Annotated in this window: 15 protein-coding genes; 12 read left to right on the forward strand and 3 right to left on the reverse strand. The window is 61.2% G+C overall.

The genetic code is table 11. The features are described from left to right. The first annotated feature begins 6 nt into the window (after positions 1 to 6). From JZY08_RS27750 to JZY08_RS07380, 7 genes are all read left to right on the forward strand, one after another. The gene (locus JZY08_RS27750; protein ID WP_003495703.1) at positions 7 to 141 is read left to right on the forward strand and encodes a hypothetical protein; all 135 of its coding nucleotides are present in this window, start codon (positions 7 to 9) and stop codon (positions 139 to 141) included. A 440-nt stretch (positions 142 to 581) separates the two neighbouring features. After that, the gene (locus tag JZY08_RS07355) at positions 582 to 2,441 is read left to right on the forward strand and encodes a peptidyl-prolyl cis-trans isomerase (RefSeq protein WP_253204063.1); all 1,860 of its coding nucleotides are present in this window, start codon (positions 582 to 584) and stop codon (positions 2,439 to 2,441) included. A gap of 16 nt (positions 2,442 to 2,457) precedes the next feature. Beyond that, positions 2,458 to 3,492, forward strand: coding sequence for an anthranilate phosphoribosyltransferase (gene trpD, locus JZY08_RS07360; protein WP_216331432.1), 1,035 nt, complete (start codon positions 2,458 to 2,460; stop codon positions 3,490 to 3,492). A gap of 19 nt (positions 3,493 to 3,511) precedes the next feature. Next, on the forward strand, positions 3,512 to 4,327 hold the full coding sequence (gene trpC, locus JZY08_RS07365) for an indole-3-glycerol phosphate synthase TrpC (RefSeq protein ID WP_216331433.1): 816 nt from the start codon (positions 3,512 to 3,514) through the stop codon (positions 4,325 to 4,327). Between the two features lie 7 nt (positions 4,328 to 4,334). Beyond that, a complete protein-coding gene (gene moaC / locus JZY08_RS07370; protein WP_216331434.1) occupies positions 4,335 to 4,826 on the forward strand; it encodes a cyclic pyranopterin monophosphate synthase MoaC in 492 nt (163 codons plus the stop codon). After that, the gene (gene glp / locus JZY08_RS07375) at positions 4,827 to 6,044 is read left to right on the forward strand and encodes a gephyrin-like molybdotransferase Glp (RefSeq protein WP_216331435.1); all 1,218 of its coding nucleotides are present in this window, start codon (positions 4,827 to 4,829) and stop codon (positions 6,042 to 6,044) included. Positions 6,045 to 6,530: 486 nt separating this feature from the next. After that, positions 6,531 to 7,601: a GGDEF domain-containing protein gene (locus JZY08_RS07380; protein WP_003495689.1), complete on the forward strand. Its 1,071-nt coding sequence runs from the start codon at positions 6,531 to 6,533 to the stop codon at positions 7,599 to 7,601. Between the two features lie 170 nt (positions 7,602 to 7,771). On the opposite strand, the gene JZY08_RS07385 is transcribed toward JZY08_RS07380, so the two are convergent. The 3 genes from JZY08_RS07385 to JZY08_RS07395 all read right to left on the reverse strand — a co-directional run bounded on the left by JZY08_RS07385 (position 7,772) and on the right by JZY08_RS07395 (position 10,975). After that, on the reverse strand, positions 7,772 to 8,380 hold the full coding sequence (locus JZY08_RS07385) for a pyridoxamine 5'-phosphate oxidase family protein (protein ID WP_216331436.1): 609 nt from the start codon (positions 8,378 to 8,380) through the stop codon (positions 7,772 to 7,774). A gap of 45 nt (positions 8,381 to 8,425) precedes the next feature. Next, entirely contained in the window at positions 8,426 to 10,237 is a 1,812-nt protein-coding gene (locus JZY08_RS07390) for a monovalent cation:proton antiporter-2 (CPA2) family protein (protein ID WP_216331437.1), read from the reverse strand. Between the two features lie 369 nt (positions 10,238 to 10,606). Continuing rightward, a complete protein-coding gene (locus JZY08_RS07395; RefSeq protein WP_216331438.1) occupies positions 10,607 to 10,975 on the reverse strand; it encodes a gamma-butyrobetaine hydroxylase-like domain-containing protein in 369 nt (122 codons plus the stop codon). 112 nt (positions 10,976 to 11,087) lie between these two features. Here JZY08_RS07395 and moaA point away from each other — a divergent pair, with 112 nt between their 5' ends. The 5 genes from moaA to mobB all read left to right on the forward strand — a co-directional run bounded on the left by moaA (position 11,088) and on the right by mobB (position 15,595). Continuing rightward, positions 11,088 to 12,137: a GTP 3',8-cyclase MoaA gene (gene moaA / locus JZY08_RS07400; protein ID WP_216331439.1), complete on the forward strand. Its 1,050-nt coding sequence runs from the start codon at positions 11,088 to 11,090 to the stop codon at positions 12,135 to 12,137. A 153-nt stretch (positions 12,138 to 12,290) separates the two neighbouring features. Next, the gene (locus tag JZY08_RS07405; protein ID WP_216331440.1) at positions 12,291 to 13,259 is read left to right on the forward strand and encodes a DMT family transporter; all 969 of its coding nucleotides are present in this window, start codon (positions 12,291 to 12,293) and stop codon (positions 13,257 to 13,259) included. Position 13,260: 1 nt separating this feature from the next. Beyond that, the gene (locus tag JZY08_RS07410) at positions 13,261 to 14,460 is read left to right on the forward strand and encodes a multidrug effflux MFS transporter (RefSeq protein ID WP_216331441.1); all 1,200 of its coding nucleotides are present in this window, start codon (positions 13,261 to 13,263) and stop codon (positions 14,458 to 14,460) included. After that, entirely contained in the window at positions 14,457 to 15,083 is a 627-nt protein-coding gene (mobA, locus tag JZY08_RS07415; RefSeq protein WP_216331442.1) for a molybdenum cofactor guanylyltransferase MobA, read from the forward strand. Before JZY08_RS07410 ends, mobA begins: the two co-directional genes overlap by 4 nt. Beyond that, on the forward strand, positions 15,080 to 15,595 hold the full coding sequence (gene mobB / locus JZY08_RS07420) for a molybdopterin-guanine dinucleotide biosynthesis protein B (RefSeq protein WP_216331443.1): 516 nt from the start codon (positions 15,080 to 15,082) through the stop codon (positions 15,593 to 15,595). Before mobA ends, mobB begins: the two co-directional genes overlap by 4 nt. Positions 15,596 to 15,615 lie beyond the last annotated feature (20 nt).

Genomic DNA, 15,615 nt, shown 5'->3' on the forward strand with positions numbered 1-15,615 from the left:
ACTATCATGTTCACATTTTTGACGCTGCTTCTTGCCCTGATCAGCATTATGTTCGTGACATCGATGATCTCCGTCGTCGCCGAGATGCGGCGGGAAGACGAGGAATTCAAAGCCATGATCAGGCGCGACCGCGCTTTTTGAGCGCGGCAGTCCGGCTTAAACGCCGTTTAAAAAACGATTCTTCGCAGCCGCCTGGGCCCTCCGGGCGGTTTTATTTTGCCAAGGCGCCGGCCTCTCCTTCCCTCATTCCTGTGCCCGTCACAGGAATCCGGACGACGCGCGTCTGCGCGGCGGGAGGTGTCCTTTCAGCCCAAGGACTTGGGCTGGCTGGATTCCTGTGACGAGCACAGGAATGAGGGCGGACAGGCACCCGATATCGAACCATCGCCTCCATTTCACGCGTCCCAATCACACAAGCGTTTTCAAAACCCCGTTTTTCCAAGGCAAATTCCCTTCAATTTCCGTTTGGATTGATTTAAGGAACGCCGATACGTTGCGGGCCGGACGGCTGGCGACCGCAATGACGTTCCTGTGAGGTTTGCATAACGATGCTCGATTCCCTGAGAAATGCTTCTCGAACCATGGCAGCCAAGCTGCTGCTTCTCCTGCTTGTTGTTTCGTTTGGCGTCTGGGGCGTCTCCGCATCACTCGTCACCGCCAATTCGCATGCGGTCATGACCGTCGGCGACCAGACGGTCAGCCCCGAGGAGTTCCGCCTCGCCTATCAGCGTCAGATTTCAGATCTCAGCCGCCAGTTCGGCACCCGTCTGACGACGGAACAGGCCAAGGCCTTCGGCATCGACCGTCAGGTGTTCAGCCAGCTTGCCGCGGGTGCTGCCCTCGACGAGCTGGCCTCGAAGATGAATCTCGGCCTTTCGGAAGACCGCCTCGCCAACCTTATTGCCGAAGACCCGGCCTTCAAGTCGGTCAACGGCCAGTTCGACCGCAATCTCTTCAGCGAGCGGCTGCGCAATTCCGGTTTCCGCGAAGACGACTACATCAAGGAACGCAGCAAGGTTGCCGTCAGAAGCCAGATCGTCGAAGCCGTCTCGGATGGTTTTGCAGCGCCGCAGGTGCTGGTCGATGCGCTGAAGCAGTATCGCAACGAGCAGCGCGCGGTCGATTACGTCATTCTTTCCAACGCCGTCATTCCGCCGGTGAAGGCACCGGGCGACGACGTGCTGACGCCCTGGTTCGAAACCAACAAGACGAAATATCGCGCCCCTGAATTCCGCAAGTTCACCTATGTGAAGCTGGAACCGTCGGACATTGCCGATCAGGCTTCGGTAACGGATGCGCAGATCGCCGATTATTACGAGAGCCACAAGGACAGCTTCCGCACTGCCGGCCGCCGCACGGTGGAGCAGCTGACCTTCCCGGGCAAGGAAATGGCCGAAGCCGCCGCCGAGCAGATCCGCCTCGGCAACACCACCTATGATCAGGTCGTGAAGGATCAGGGCAAGACGCCGTCCGACGTCACGCTTGGCGAATTCACCAAGGATACCATTCCCGACCAGTCGATTGCCGATGCGGCTTTCGCCATCCAGAAGGATGGCGGCGTCTCCGCGGTCGTCGAAGGCTCCTTCGGCCCTGTCATTCTGCGCGTTACCGGCATCAAGCCGGAAACAACCCGTACGCTGGAAGAGGCGAAAGAGGACATCCGCAAGGACCTCGCCACCGCCGCCGCCGCGGAAGAAATCACCAATGTGCATGACCGTTACGAGGACCTGCGCGCCGGAGGTTCCTCGCTTGCCGATGCTGCCAAGCAGCTGAACCTCAAGCCCGTCACCATCGCCGCCATCGATGCCGCTGGCCTCGATGAAAAGGGCGATGCGGTTCAGGGCCTGCCCTCCCCGCAGCTGGCACAGGAAGTCTTCAAGACCGAACCCGGCACCGAAGCGCTGCCGATCAACCTCGGCCGTGAAGGTTACATCTGGTTCGACGTCGACCAGATCATTGCCGCCCGCGACCGCACGCTTGCCGAAGTGCGCGACGATGTCGTCGCCGACTGGACGGCGGAGCAGCAGCGGATGGCGCTGGCCACCAAGGCCGATGAGCTGAAGGCGCGCGTTGAAAAGGGTGAGACCCTTGAGGCCGTGGCCGGCGAGCTGAGCCTTGCCGTCGAGCAGAAATCCGGCCTGCGCCGCACCAGCGAAGACGCTATTTTCGGCCAGCAGACGATCGCGGCGGTCTTCTCCGATGCTGAAGGCAAGGTTGGCACGGCGGCTGATGCCGATGGCTCCAGCCGCATCCTCTTCAAGGTCACCTCCGTTGACACCAATGCGCCTGCCGATGCGCTCGCCAATGACGACCAGCAATTCGCCGCCATCGCCCGCGCGGCCGGCGACGACATGCTGGACCAGATGGTCAACCGCCTGCAGAATGATTATGGTGTGACCATCAATCAGGCCCTCGCCGACCAGGCGATGGTCGGCTTCTAACCGGGGGGCGATAAAGATGGCCGAACTGAAGCCGCTGATCGCCAAGGTCGCGAACGGAGAAAGCCTGAACCGCGAGGAATCGCGGGCGGCTTTCGACATTCTGATGTCGGGCGAAGCCACGCCGTCGCAGATCGGCGGTTTCCTGATGGCGCTGCGCGTGCGCGGAGAAACGGTGGACGAAATCGTCGGCGCCGTCTCCTCCATGCGCGCCCGCATGCTGCCTGTCTCGGCCCCCGCCAATGCCATCGATATCGTCGGAACCGGCGGTGACGGCATCGGCACCTACAATATCTCGACGCTGGCCTCGATCATCGTCGCCGGCACGGGCCTGCCGGTCGCCAAACATGGCAACCGGGCGCTGAGTTCCAAATCCGGCACGGCGGATGCGTTATCCGCGCTCGGCGTGAAGCTCGATATCGGCCCCGACCTCATCGCCCGCTGCATCAGCGAGGCGGGTCTCGGCTTCATGTTCGCGCAGCTGCATCACTCCGCCATGCGCCATGTCGGCCCGAGCCGGGTCGAACTCGGCACACGCACGATCTTCAATCTGCTTGGCCCCCTTTCCAACCCGGCAGGCGCAAAGCGCCAATTGCTCGGCGTCTTCTCGCCGCGCTGGCTGGTGCCGCTTGCCGAAGTGCTGCGTGATCTTGGCTCGGAGAGCATCTGGGTCGTGCATGGCGACGGCATGGATGAGGTGACCACCACGGGCGTCACCCATGTGGCGGCGCTGGAAAACGGCAAGATCCGCACATTCGACCTGACGCCAAAGGATTTCGGCGTTCAGCCGGCTCAGATGAACGATCTGAAGGGCGGCGACGGCATTGCCAATGCGGCGGCGCTGCGTGAGGTTCTGTCCGGTAAACGCAATGCCTATCGCGACGTGTCGCTGTGCAATGCGGCCGCAGCCCTCGTCATTGCCGGCAAGGCCGAAACTCTGGGTCAGGCGATGACGATTGTCAGCGAGGCGCTCGACAGCGGTGCTGCTGCCGCAGCCCTCGACCGTCTTGTTGCCGTATCCAACGAAGCCGACCCCGCGCAGGCCGACCATTGAAAGGAATGAGAGCGAAACCATGAGCGACATTCTGAACAAGATCGAACTCTACAAGCGCGAGGAAATTGCTGCCGCCAAGGCGAAGGTTTCCCTTGCCGATCTGAAAGCAATGGCCGCGGGCCAGACGGCGCCGCGCGGTTTTTACAGGGCGCTCAGGGCAAAGCAGGCTGAGGGCAAGTTCGGCCTGATCGCCGAGATCAAGAAAGCCAGCCCGTCCAAGGGCCTGATCCGCCCGGATTTCGATCCCCCGGCGCTGGCGGCCGCCTATGAAGCGGGCGACGCCGCCTGTCTTTCGGTGCTGACGGACAGCCCGAGCTTTCAGGGCGCGCCGGAATTCCTGACCGCCGCCCGCAATGCCTGCGCCCTGCCGGCGCTGCGCAAGGATTTCATGTTCGACACCTATCAGGTGCATGAGGCCCGCGCCTGGGGCGCGGACTGCATTCTCCTCATCATGGCCTCACTCTCCGACGACGAGGCAAAACGCCTGGAAGACGAGGCTTTCGCGCTCGGCATGGACGTGCTGGTCGAGGTGCATGATGCGGAAGAGACAGAACGGGCGCTGAAGCTCGCCTCGCCGCTTCTCGGCATCAACAACCGTAACCTGCGCACCTTCGAAGTCAGCCTCGAAACCAGCGAGAAGCTGGCTGGTCTCGTGCCCGCCGACAAGCTGCTGGTCGGCGAAAGCGGCATCTTCACCCATGAGGATTGCAAGCGGCTGGAAAAGAGCGGCATCAGCACTTTCCTCGTCGGCGAAAGCCTGATGCGCAAGGACGATGTGACGGCGGCCACCAAGGCGCTGCTGACCGGCAGGACCGGCGTTCTGGCAGCGGAATGATCGCCCCATGAGCGAGGCGGGCAAGCTGACCCATATAGACGCCGCCGGCGAGGCCCATATGGTCGATGTTGGCGACAAGGCTGAGACCGTCCGCGTCGCCGTCGCCGAGGGTTTCGTGAAAATGAAACCGGAAACGCTCGCCCTTATTCGCGACGGCAACGCCAAGAAAGGCGACGTCATCGGCACTGCCCGCCTGGCGGGCATCATGGCCGCCAAGCAGACCGCAAACCTCATCCCGCTCTGCCACCCGCTGATGCTGACCAAGGTTTCGGTTGACATCACCGAAGACATTGCCCTGCCCGGCCTGCGGGTGGAAGCCATGGTGAAACTGTCAGGCAAGACCGGCGTGGAGATGGAAGCGCTGACCGCCGTTTCCATCACCTGCCTGACGATCTACGACATGGCCAAGGCCGCCGACAAGGCGATGGAAATCGTCAATATCCGCCTTCTCGAAAAAAGCGGTGGCAAATCTGGCGATTTCCGACGACAGGAGAGCTGAATGAAACCGCTGCTGCCGGTGGACGAGGCCACAAGGCGCCTTCTGGAGGCGGCGGTTCCGGTCGCGGACAGCGAGACATTGCCGCTTGCCGACTGCGATGGCCGCATTCTCGCGGCTGACCTAGCGGCGCGTCTGACGCAGCCGCCTTTCGACGCTTCCGCCATGGACGGCTATGCGCTGCGCAGCGCCGACGCGCCTGAAATCGGCTCGGTTCTCACCGTCATCGGCCAAGCCGCCGCCGGCCATGCTTTTACAGGTACGGTGGGGCAAGGCGAGGCCGTGCGCATCTTCACCGGCGCGCCGGTCCCCACAGGGGCCGACACCATTCTCATTCAGGAAGACGCCGAAGTGCTGGAGGGCGGAAAAATCCGCACCACCTTCGAAGTCACCGCAGGGCGACACATTCGCCCGCGCGGACAGGATTTTGCCAAGGGTGAAACGGTTCTGAAGGCGGGGCGCGAACTCGGTTTTACCGATCTCACCGTCGCGGCGGCAATGAACCATGCCACGCTTCCCGTCTATCGCAGGCCGCTCGTCGCCATCCTTGCCACCGGTGACGAATTGCTGCCGCCCGGAAGCACGCCGCAGCCGGCGCAGATCATCGCCTCGAACACCTTCGGGGTCGCGGCCCTTGCCCGGACTGCCGGAGCCGACATTCTCGATCTCGGCATCATCGCTGACGATGACGCGCTGATCCGCGCCGCCATCGGCAAGGCCGCGGCGGCAAAGGCCGACGTGCTGGTGACACTCGGCGGCGCATCGGTCGGCGACCACGATCTCGTGCAGGCGGCGCTGAAGGCCGAAGGCATGCAGCTTGATTTCTGGCGCATCGCCATGCGCCCGGGAAAACCGCTGATGGTCGGCGCCATCGGAACCATGCAGGTGCTGGGCCTGCCCGGAAACCCGGTCGCGAGCCTCGTCTGCAGCCTGCTTTTCCTCGAGCCCCTGCTCCGCAGCATCGCCCGCCGCGCGCCCCTGCAACGCGTTGCCACCGCCCGGACCGCCACGCCGCTGAAAGCAAACGACCACCGGCAGGATTATCTTCGCGCCCGTTTCCACACCGGCGAGAACGGCGTACTGATGGCGGAAGCCTATACCAAGCAGGATTCATCGATGATGAAGATATTGGCCCATTCCGATGGCCTGATCGTGCGACCGCCGCACGCGCCGGCGGTGGAAGCCGGGACGGTATGCCAGGTGATAAGGCTCAAGGCCTGACGAGAGCGGGAGCTACACCATGTCCTGTTTCGAAAGTTCGCCTGACGGACACTCCACGCAGGCGCGGCCCTATTTGACCGCACCGAAACGTGCTGAGCCGGCGGATTAAAAATATAAGATTGTTATATCTCGATATGTTGAAGAAGTGTGCGACCTATAGGCGACGTTTTGTCTAAATGAAATAGGCCGCCGCCTAACCATTTCCCGCCTATTTCCCTACATTGTTGTGCCAAAATAAATCACTCGAATCCCATTCTCGGGATTGACAGAATAAATACGATGCTGTCACCAAGACGAATAGTAGAGGGAAAAAATTCCGGAAATCCTAGAAAATGAAAATTACTTATAATTATCAATTAAATAAGATAAAAATCGGCGAAAATGGAATTTCCGGGAACAAAAATTAGTTTCCCATAAATTAAGCTTTCCAAAACGGGCTTCATAATAATAATCATAGTCGATAAGCAGACTCACTGGAGTTTCTTGATGAACACGGCATCCACGCCCAAAACCACGGGACCCGACATTGCCGGGCAGATTGCCTACGCCATGCGGAGCATGGGTGTTTCGCCGATCCCGCGCAATTACAGCCTTTTTTACGAAGCCTATATCGGCTCGAACCCTGCTTTGACAAAGGATCTGGCGGCGCTTGGAAACCGCGTCACGCAGGAGGATCTGGACGAGCTTTCCACGCGTTACGGCGAAGGCACTCCCGGACGGGCCATCGATGACGCGCACGAGAAGCTGCGGCGTGAACTGGAGGCGCTGCTGGGCACGCTGCGGCGGGAACAGTCCTCCATCGAGAACTACAACAGGATTCTCGGCGAAACACGCCAGCGCATCGACGACAAGAATGTCTCGAGCACCAATATTCTGAAGAATGCGATTTCGTTGCTCGCCGAGGCCACAGGGTCGAAAATCATCGATGGCGAAAAGGCGTTCAACGACGTCAACCGCCATGCCGAGGAAATGCATCAGGTCCGCCTGGAACTGGATGAATATAAGCGCATCGCCAATACCGATTCGCTGACCCGCCTTTCCAACCGGCGCGCTTTCGACGACAGGCTGGCCTCCATCTATGACAGCTCCATCGGCCTGCAATATACCTCGCTCGTCCTGCTCGATATCGACCATTTCAAGCGGATCAACGACACCTTTGGACACCCCGTCGGCGACAAGATTCTCGCCACCGTCGCCTCGGTCATCCGCGCCAATGTCCGCAAGGATGGCTTCGTCGCCAGAAGCGGCGGCGAGGAATTCGCCATCATTCTGGACGGCAACACGCCGGAAGAGGTGATGGTGATGTGTGAACGCATCCGCCTGTCGCTGGAAAGCACGCCGTTCCGCAATTCCAGATCAGGCGCAGACTATGGCACGGTGACGATCTCCATCGGCTTTGCCTCCGCCGCGCAGGCGACCAATCCAAGCGAGCTCTATGGCCACGCCGATACCGCGATGTATCACGCCAAGGAAACCGGCAGGAACCGCTCCGTCTTTTACGAGGACGGCATGCAGAAGAATTATACCGGCAAGAACTGGCTGATTTATCGGACGTAGAGTGAGGTGCGCCTGCCCTCTCCACCCTCATTCCTGTGCTCGTCACAGGAATCTAGCCAGCCCAAGTCCTTGGGCTGAAAAGGCCTCTTCTCGTCGCGTAGACACGCGTCGGCTGGATTCCTGTGACAAGCACAGGAATGAGGGCGGTGTGCGGCAGGTCACAAAACCCTTCACCACATCGTCTTTGCCGCGCGCGCGGCCCATTCCCTGTCATAGGTTTCCTGATCGAACTCCGCTTTTGCGGCTTTCAGCAGCACGCCCGGTGTGGGCAAAGATGCGGGTTCGACAAAATTGGCCGGGTTCCACAGTTCGGAGCGCATGAGAGCCCTGGCGCACTGGAAATAGACCTCGTCGATCTCCACAACGATCACCGTGCGCGGATGTTTGCCGTCCATTTCGAAACTCTGCAGCAGGTCGGCATCAACCGAAACCACGGCACGGCCGTTGACGCGCATCGTCGTATTCGAGCCGGGGATCAGAAACATCAGCGCCACACGCGGGTCGCGCACGATGTTCAAAAGCGAATCGACGCGGTTATTGCCGCGCCAGTCGGGCAGTAGCAGGGTCCTGTCGTCAGCCACCCGCACCACACCGCCCTTATCGCCGCGCGGCGAACAGTCCATGCCTTCGGGCCCCACCGTCGCCAGCGCCAGAAAAGGCGAGGCCTCGATCATCAGCCTGTATTCGGCCGTCAGCGAGCCGGTCACCTTGGCGATCGACGCTTCGCTTGTGCCATCATAGATGGCCTTCAGTTCCTCAACCGTGCGAATGATCGTCATGTCGTCTCCATCCCGTAAAAACAATCTGCGCCCCACCGGACGGCGCTACTCTTCCGCTGCCTCTGCCTTCTCCCGCTCCGCCCGCTCGCGCGCGGTACGGGCAGCAACAAGGTCGGCCGGTTGGGCATTGCCGCGGATCAGCGAACGGCCCGCATAGATGCCGCCGACGACTTCCATCGCGAAACGCTCCTCGTCGCGGTCGCGGAATTCCTCGACCAGACGGGCTGCATCCTCGCGCTCCTCGCCCATCGCGCCCAGCACTTCCTCGCTGAAATTCAGCGCCGATTCCAGCGTCTCGCGGATCTGGTAATCGACACCGGCCTTCAGAAGGTCGATGGCATGGCCACGGTCATAGGCGCGGGCGAGAACCGGAACCAGCGGGAACTCGTGTTTGACGATCTCCGCGATCCGCACCGCCGCATCCTTGTCATCGACGCAGATAAGCACGGCGCGTGCCGTGCTCGCACCGGCGGCGTGCAGGATTTCCGCCCGCGAGCCATCGCCATAATAGACCTTGAAGCCGAATTCCGCCGCATCACGCACGAAGTCGGCATCCTTGTCGATGAGCGACAGCGTATAGCCCCGCGCCAGAAGCGGCTGGCTGACGATCTGGCCGAAACGTCCAAAGCCGATGAGCAGAATGCTGCCCTCGACATTTTCCGGCACGTCGAGATCGTCGGTATTGGGAATCGCTGCCGGCACCAGCCGGTCGTGCAGAATGACCATCAGCGGCGTCAGCACCATGGAGATGATGATGGTGGCAGTCAGGATGGCGTTGGCTTCACGATCCAGAATACCGGCGCTGACGGCGGCCGAATAGAGCACGAAGGCGAATTCGCCGCCCTGAGCCATCAGCACCGCCCGCTCCAGGCTTTCCCGCCGCGTGGTGCCGAGTGCGCGCGCCACACCGTAGATCAGGAAGGCCTTGAGCAGCATGTAACCCGCAACGCTGACGACCACGAGCTGCCAGTTGGAGGCGATGACGGCAAGATCGATCGCCATGCCGACGCCAAGAAAGAACAGGCCGAGCAGAATGCCGCGAAACGGCTCGATATCCGCCTCAAGCTGATGGCGGAAGGAGGATTCAGACAGCAGCACGCCGGCAAGAAACGCGCCCATGGCCATGGAAAGACCGCTGACCTGCATCAGAAGCGCCGAACCGAGCACGACCAGCAGAGCCGCCGCCGTCATCACCTCGCGCGCACCGGAGGCCGCCAGCAGCCGGAAGAACGGGTTGAGAAGATAACGCCCGGCGAGAATGAGCGCCCCAACCGCGGCAAGCGCGATGCCCACCGAAATCCAACGCTCCGAGGGTGTCACATGTTCACCGCCGGAACCGAGAAAGGCAACCAGCGCCAGCAGAGGAACAATGGCCAGATCCTCGAACAGCAGGATGGCGATGATGCGCTGGCCTTTCAGGCTCGACATGCTGTTGCGTTCCTGCAGCATCTGCATGACGATCGCCGTCGAGGTCAGCACGAAGCCGGTGCCGGCGACGAAGGACATGATGACGGGAAAACCGAGCCCAACGCCGATCAATGTCAGGCCCGCCATGCAGACCAGCACCTGCAACGCGCCGAGCCCGAAAATATCCTGACGCATCGACCAAAGCCGAGACGGCTGCATTTCAAGCCCGATGATGAACAGGAACATCACCACGCCCAGTTCGGCGATGTGGAGGATCGCCTGCGAATCGGAAAAGAAACCGAGACCGTAAGGCCCGATCACAAGGCCGGCGGCCAGATAACCCAGCACTGAGCCGAGGCCGATGCGTTTGAAGATCGGCGCAGCCACAACGCCCGCCGCCAAAAGCACGACCACCTGGGCCAGATCATTTCCGTTCGCTTCGACAGCCACACGCCACCCCGTTTAAATTGATAGGACGAGGGTGTTCCCTCCCTCACTTCCTAGCGTATCAATATGAAAATCGAAAATGATTTTACCGAAGTGGGATGCGCAATTTCAACGGGATAGATAGGCCTCTATCACTTTGGCCATGGCCGCTTCAGGTGCAGACGCGCCCCACCACCTCATTCCTGTGCTTGTCACAGGAATCCAGTCGACGCGCGTCCGCGCGGCGAGAGGACTCTTTTCAGCCCAAGGACTTGGGCTGGCTGGATTCCTGTGACAGGCACAGGAATGAGGGTGGAAGCTTCGCGATAAACCGCAGGCCTTGCGTCTGTCGCACGAATGTCGTGCGCCTGGCAGTACAGTAGTAGCGCCCGCCTAACGAAATAGCGGCTCCCTGCTCAAGCCCTTTTCAGCGAGCTCCCGTTCATAATCGGCAAACAGTGCGTCACCGGTCTCGCCCAGTTCCCTGAGGTATCTCCAGGTAAAGATGCCGCTGTCGTGGCCGTCGTCGAAAACGATGCGCACGGCGTAGTTGCCGGTCGCGACCATCGAGCGGATGGCGACATTGCGCTTGCCGGGAACGGTGACCTTCTGCCCCGGCCCGTGGCCCTGCACTTCCGCCGAGGGCGAAAGCACCCGCAGCATCTCGGCGTCAAGCCGGTAGGCGCTGCCGTCGTCGAAGGAAACGGTCAGTTGCCGCCGGTCTTTCGACACACGCAGCTCAGTCGGCCAGGCATCACTCATTTTTCACTTCCGCAAGCTCGTCATATGCGTCAGAATTACGGACTTGCCTCACGATAGGCAAGCCACTACATCACCGTGTGTGCCAGGGGCATCGCGCAATGAGGATGGAGACGTGAACAGTTTCCCCGGATCGCTTGAAAGAGCGCAATCCCTGACGGAAAACAACGCACCGATGGTCGACCCCTTCGGTCGGGCGATAAACTATCTGCGCGTTTCGGTGACCGACCGCTGCGATTTCCGCTGCACCTACTGCATGTCCGAACACATGACTTTCCTGCCGAAGAAGGACCTTCTGACGCTGGAAGAACTCGACCGGCTCTGTTCCCTCTTCATCACAAGGGGCGTGCGCAAGCTCAGGCTTACCGGCGGCGAACCGCTGGTGCGCAAGAACATCATGTCGCTGGTGAGGAACCTCGGCCGCCATGTGCGCACCGGCGCGCTGGACGAACTGACGCTGACCACCAACGGCTCGCAGCTTGCCAAATTCGCCGCCGAACTTGCCGATTGCGGCGTCAGGCGCATCAACGTCTCGCTCGACACTTTGGATGCTGACAAATTCCGCCAGATCACCCGCTGGGGCGATCTCGACCGTGTCATGGAAGGGCTGGACGCCGCGCAGGCCGCCGGCATCAAGATCAAGCTCAATGCCGTGGCTTTGAGGGATTTCAACGAGACTGAAATTGCCGAGCTCATGCGTTTTGCCCATGGTCGCGGCATGGATCTGACGGTCATCGAAACCATGCCGATGGGCGAGATCGAGGAAGACCGGACAGACCGTTATCTGCCGCTCTCCAAGCTGCGCGCCGATCTGGAGCAAAGCTTCACGCTCATCGACAGCGACTACCAGACCGGCGGCCCCGCCCGTTATGTCACGGTCAGGGAAACAGGCGGCAGGCTCGGTTTCATCACGCCGATGACCCATAATTTCTGCGAAAGCTGCAACCGCGTCCGCCTCACCTGCACCGGCACGCTTTATATGTGCCTCGGCCAGGATGATGCGGCCGACCTGCGCACCGCGCTGCGCGCTTCCGACAGCGACGCCTATCTTTCCAGCGCCATAGACGAGGCCATTCTGCGCAAGCCGAAGGGTCATGATTTCATCATCGACCGCACGCATAAACGGCCCGCCGTCGCCCGCCATATGAGCGTGACCGGCGGGTAAGCCTGTTTCTCCTTTCCCCACCCATATAAGCGGTTGAATTACCGGCCTCACCGTGTCACGTCTTTTGGCATGGAGGAATGCGCAGTTGCGCCCGGCGGGCAGCCCTTGAGAGGCAATCGGGGCAAGATTGCGCATGGTCTGGGATCATATGGAATGGCATTGACGGATAATACGCGCGGCGCCCTCTTGATGGCGCTCGCCATGGCAAGCTTCACGGCCAACGACGCGCTGACGAAATCCGTCACCCCCTACATCAACACCGGCCAGATCATGTTCGTGCGCGGCATCATGACGGTGGTGCTGATCTACATCGCAGCACGGCATTTCGGCGCGCTCCGGCCCCTGAAAACCCTGCTCCGGCCCATCATCATCCTGCGCTGTCTCTGCGAAGTGACAGCCGCCGTTCTCTATCTGACGGCGCTTGGCCTCATCGAATTTTCCAACGCCTCGGCCATATTGCAGTCCCTGCCGCTGATCGTGACGCTGGGTGCCGCACTCTTCCTGCGCGAACCCGTCGGCTGGCGGCGCTGGGCGGCGATCATCACCGGTTTCATCGGCGTGCTCATCATCATCAGGCCCGGCCCGGAAGGCTTCACGTCAGGCGCCCTGCTGGTCGTCGCCTCGCTGGCGGTTACCGCCGCACGCGATCTTCTGACCCGGAAAATGTATGCCGATGTGCCCTCGCTCGCCATCACCGTCATTACCGCCTTCGTCAACATGGCGGTGGGTGGCCTGCTAATCCAGCCTTTCGGCGGCTGGCAACCGATGAACTTCATGATCCTGTCGCATCTTGCCGGATCCGCCATTCTGGTGCTGGTCGGCTATCAGGCGATCATTCTGGCAATGCGAACCGGCGAAATCTCCTTCGTCGCGCCGTTCCGTTACACCAGCCTGCTCTGGGGTTTCATGATCGGCGTGTTCTTCTTCAATGAAAAGATCGACAGTTTCACCATCATCGGCGCCATGATCGTCATCGGTTCGGGTCTCTACACCTTCTACCGCGAAAGCCTGCGCAAGCGTTCGCAGATGGCCAAGCGCGCCGCCGCAACGCCCACGGCCGCAACCACGGTGCGGCCGGCTTCCGTAACGAAAACTGCCGTTACGGAAGAGGCGGGAGAGTGACATGAACAGCGGCCGTTTTCTTGACCGGACCACCCCGCCCCACATCATCACGCTGGTCGTCATCGCCGGCGTCGCAGCCCTGTGCATGAATGTGTTCCTGCCCTCGCTTGCAGCCATGGCGCTTTATTTCGAGGTCGATTACGCGGTCATGCAATTTGCCGTTTCGGGTTATCTCGCCGCTACCGCCTGCCTGCAGCTCATCATCGGCCCGCTATCCGATCTCTTCGGACGCCGCCCGGTCATGCTCGCCAGCATCGCGATCATGATCGTCGCCACCCTCGTCTGCATGCTGGCGCCCAATATTACCGTCTTCATGATCGGGCGCGTGGCACAGGCGGCCGTCGTTTCCGGTTTCGTGCTCGCCCGCGCCATCGTGCGCGACATGGTGCCGATGGAACAGGCGGCCTCGATGATCGGGTACGTCACCATGGGCATGTCGGTGGTGCCGATGGTCGGCCCGACGGTTGGCGGCCTGCTCAACGACATTTCCGGCTGGCAATCGAGCTTCGCGCTGCTCGCCCTCCTCGGCGTCGGCATTCTGGCGCTCGCCTGGTTTGATCTCGGCGAAACCAACCACAACAAATCGGCAAGCTTTTCGCAACAGTTCCATGCCTGGCCCGAGCTTCTGCGCTCGCCGCTATTCTGGGGTTATGCGCTGACCTCGACCTTCTCGTCCGGCATGTTCTTTTCCTTCCTCGGCGGCGCGCCCTTCGTCGGCAGCGTGCTTTATGGCCTTGCCCCGGCCATGCTTGGCCTGCAATTCTTCTTCATGGCCAGCGGTTACATGCTCGGCAACTTCGTCTCCGGCCGTTATGCCAGCCAGATCGGCATCACCCGCATGATGCTGTCGGGCAATGTCATCGCCATTGCCGGCATCGTCACGGCCATTGTGCTGATCTCCACGGGGGCGGAAAGCGCCTATGCGTTTTTCGTGCCGCTCGCCCTCATCGGTGTCGGAAACGGTGTTACCCTGCCGAGCGCCAATGCCGGCATGGTCAGCGTCCAGCCGCATCTGGCTGGCTCGGCATCCGGTCTCGGCGGCGCCATGACCATTGGCGGCGGCGCAGTGCTTTCGGTACTCGCCTCCTCGGTCCTGTCCAGGGAGGACGGAACCTGGCCGCTCCTTATCGTGATGCTGGCGACCGGCCTTGTCGCCCTCCTCACCACCTATGTCGTAAGGCTGCAGGAGAAGCGGCAATGACGGCCCCTTCCAGAATACCCGGTCTCGTGCTCGCCGGCGGCCTGTCGCGGCGCATGGGCACCAACAAGGCGATGGTGATGCTGGGCGAAACACCGCTGCTTTCCCACGTCGTGCGCCGCATCACCCCACAGGTCTGCGATATCACCATCAATGCGGCAAATGGCTGGGCCGAAAGCTTCGGCCTGCCCGTGCTGCCAGACACCGTAAGCGGCCATGCCGGACCGCTGGCCGGCGTTCTCGCCGGCATGCGCCACTTCCAAAAGCACGAAGCCGGAGGAAGCCATTTCCTGACGGTGCCCGCCGACAGCCCTTTTTTCCCCGATGATCTCGTGGCCCGCCTTTGCGAACACATATCGGAAGATTCGATCGTCATCGCCGCCTCCAGCGGCCAGCTTCATCCGGTTTTCGCGCTCTGGCCCGTGGCGCTTGCCGATGATCTGGAAGATTGGCTGAAGAACGATGCGAACCGGCGGATCCGCGCCTATCTGGCACGACACATCACCATTGGCATAGCCTTTCCGCCGCTGGAAACCGCAAAGGGCAGCCTCGACCCTTTCTTCAACATCAACACGCCGGATGAACTGGCCCTGGCGCGAAGCCATCTGGAGAGCCTCGCGACATGACGGCACAAAAGGTCTTCGGCATTGCCGGCTGGAAAAACTCGGGCAAGACCGGCCTTGCGGTGCGCATCGTCACCGAGCTGACGGCCCGGGGCTACCGCGTCTCCACCATCAAGCACGCCCATCATGATTTCGATATCGACAAGGTCGGCGCTGATAGCTGGCGTCACCGGCAGGCGGGCGCCCACGAGGTCACTATCGTCTCCGGCACCCGCTTCGCCATCATGCATGAGTTGCGCGGCGAACCGGAACCCTCCTTCGAGGAAATCCTCTCCCGCCTCGCCCCCTGCGATCTCGTGCTGATCGAGGGTTATAAATACGAGCCGGTGCCGAAGATCGAGGCGCGCCGGCTGGAGGCGGCGAAAACCGAACCGCTTGCGCCCACCGATCCGCATATCATCGCGGTTGCCGCCGACCACGCGGTGATGGGCACGACCCTTCCCGTCTTCGATCTCGACGATACCGCCGCCATTGCCGATTTCATCGAAAAGACGGTTGGGTTAGTGAGGGCGTAACTAGACATAGCGGATCGGGC

Origin of the sequence: Rhizobium sp. X9 (assembly GCF_018873185.1) — a bacterium.
Taxonomy (GTDB): domain Bacteria; phylum Pseudomonadota; class Alphaproteobacteria; order Rhizobiales; family Rhizobiaceae; genus Agrobacterium; species Agrobacterium oryzihabitans.

Bases quoted from the DNA above. Each gene is read 5' to 3' on its own strand.
- JZY08_RS27750 (WP_003495703.1), top strand. From the start codon at position 7: ATGTTCACATTTTTGACGCTGCTTCTTGCCCTGATCAGCATTATGTTC.
- JZY08_RS07355 (WP_253204063.1), top strand. From the start codon at position 582: ATGGCAGCCAAGCTGCTGCTTCTCCTGCTTGTTGTTTCGTTTGGCGTC.
- trpD (WP_216331432.1), top strand. From the start codon at position 2,458: ATGGCCGAACTGAAGCCGCTGATCGCCAAGGTCGCGAACGGAGAAAGC.
- trpC (WP_216331433.1), top strand. From the start codon at position 3,512: ATGAGCGACATTCTGAACAAGATCGAACTCTACAAGCGCGAGGAAATT.
- moaC (WP_216331434.1), top strand. From the start codon at position 4,335: ATGAGCGAGGCGGGCAAGCTGACCCATATAGACGCCGCCGGCGAGGCC.
- glp (WP_216331435.1), top strand. From the start codon at position 4,827: ATGAAACCGCTGCTGCCGGTGGACGAGGCCACAAGGCGCCTTCTGGAG.
- JZY08_RS07380 (WP_003495689.1), top strand. From the start codon at position 6,531: ATGAACACGGCATCCACGCCCAAAACCACGGGACCCGACATTGCCGGG.
- JZY08_RS07385 (WP_216331436.1), bottom strand. From the start codon at position 8,380: ATGACGATCATTCGCACGGTTGAGGAACTGAAGGCCATCTATGATGGC.
- JZY08_RS07395 (WP_216331438.1), bottom strand. From the start codon at position 10,975: ATGAGTGATGCCTGGCCGACTGAGCTGCGTGTGTCGAAAGACCGGCGG.
- JZY08_RS07405 (WP_216331440.1), top strand. From the start codon at position 12,291: ATGGCATTGACGGATAATACGCGCGGCGCCCTCTTGATGGCGCTCGCC.
- JZY08_RS07410 (WP_216331441.1), top strand. From the start codon at position 13,261: ATGAACAGCGGCCGTTTTCTTGACCGGACCACCCCGCCCCACATCATC.
- mobA (WP_216331442.1), top strand. From the start codon at position 14,457: ATGACGGCCCCTTCCAGAATACCCGGTCTCGTGCTCGCCGGCGGCCTG.
- mobB (WP_216331443.1), top strand. From the start codon at position 15,080: ATGACGGCACAAAAGGTCTTCGGCATTGCCGGCTGGAAAAACTCGGGC.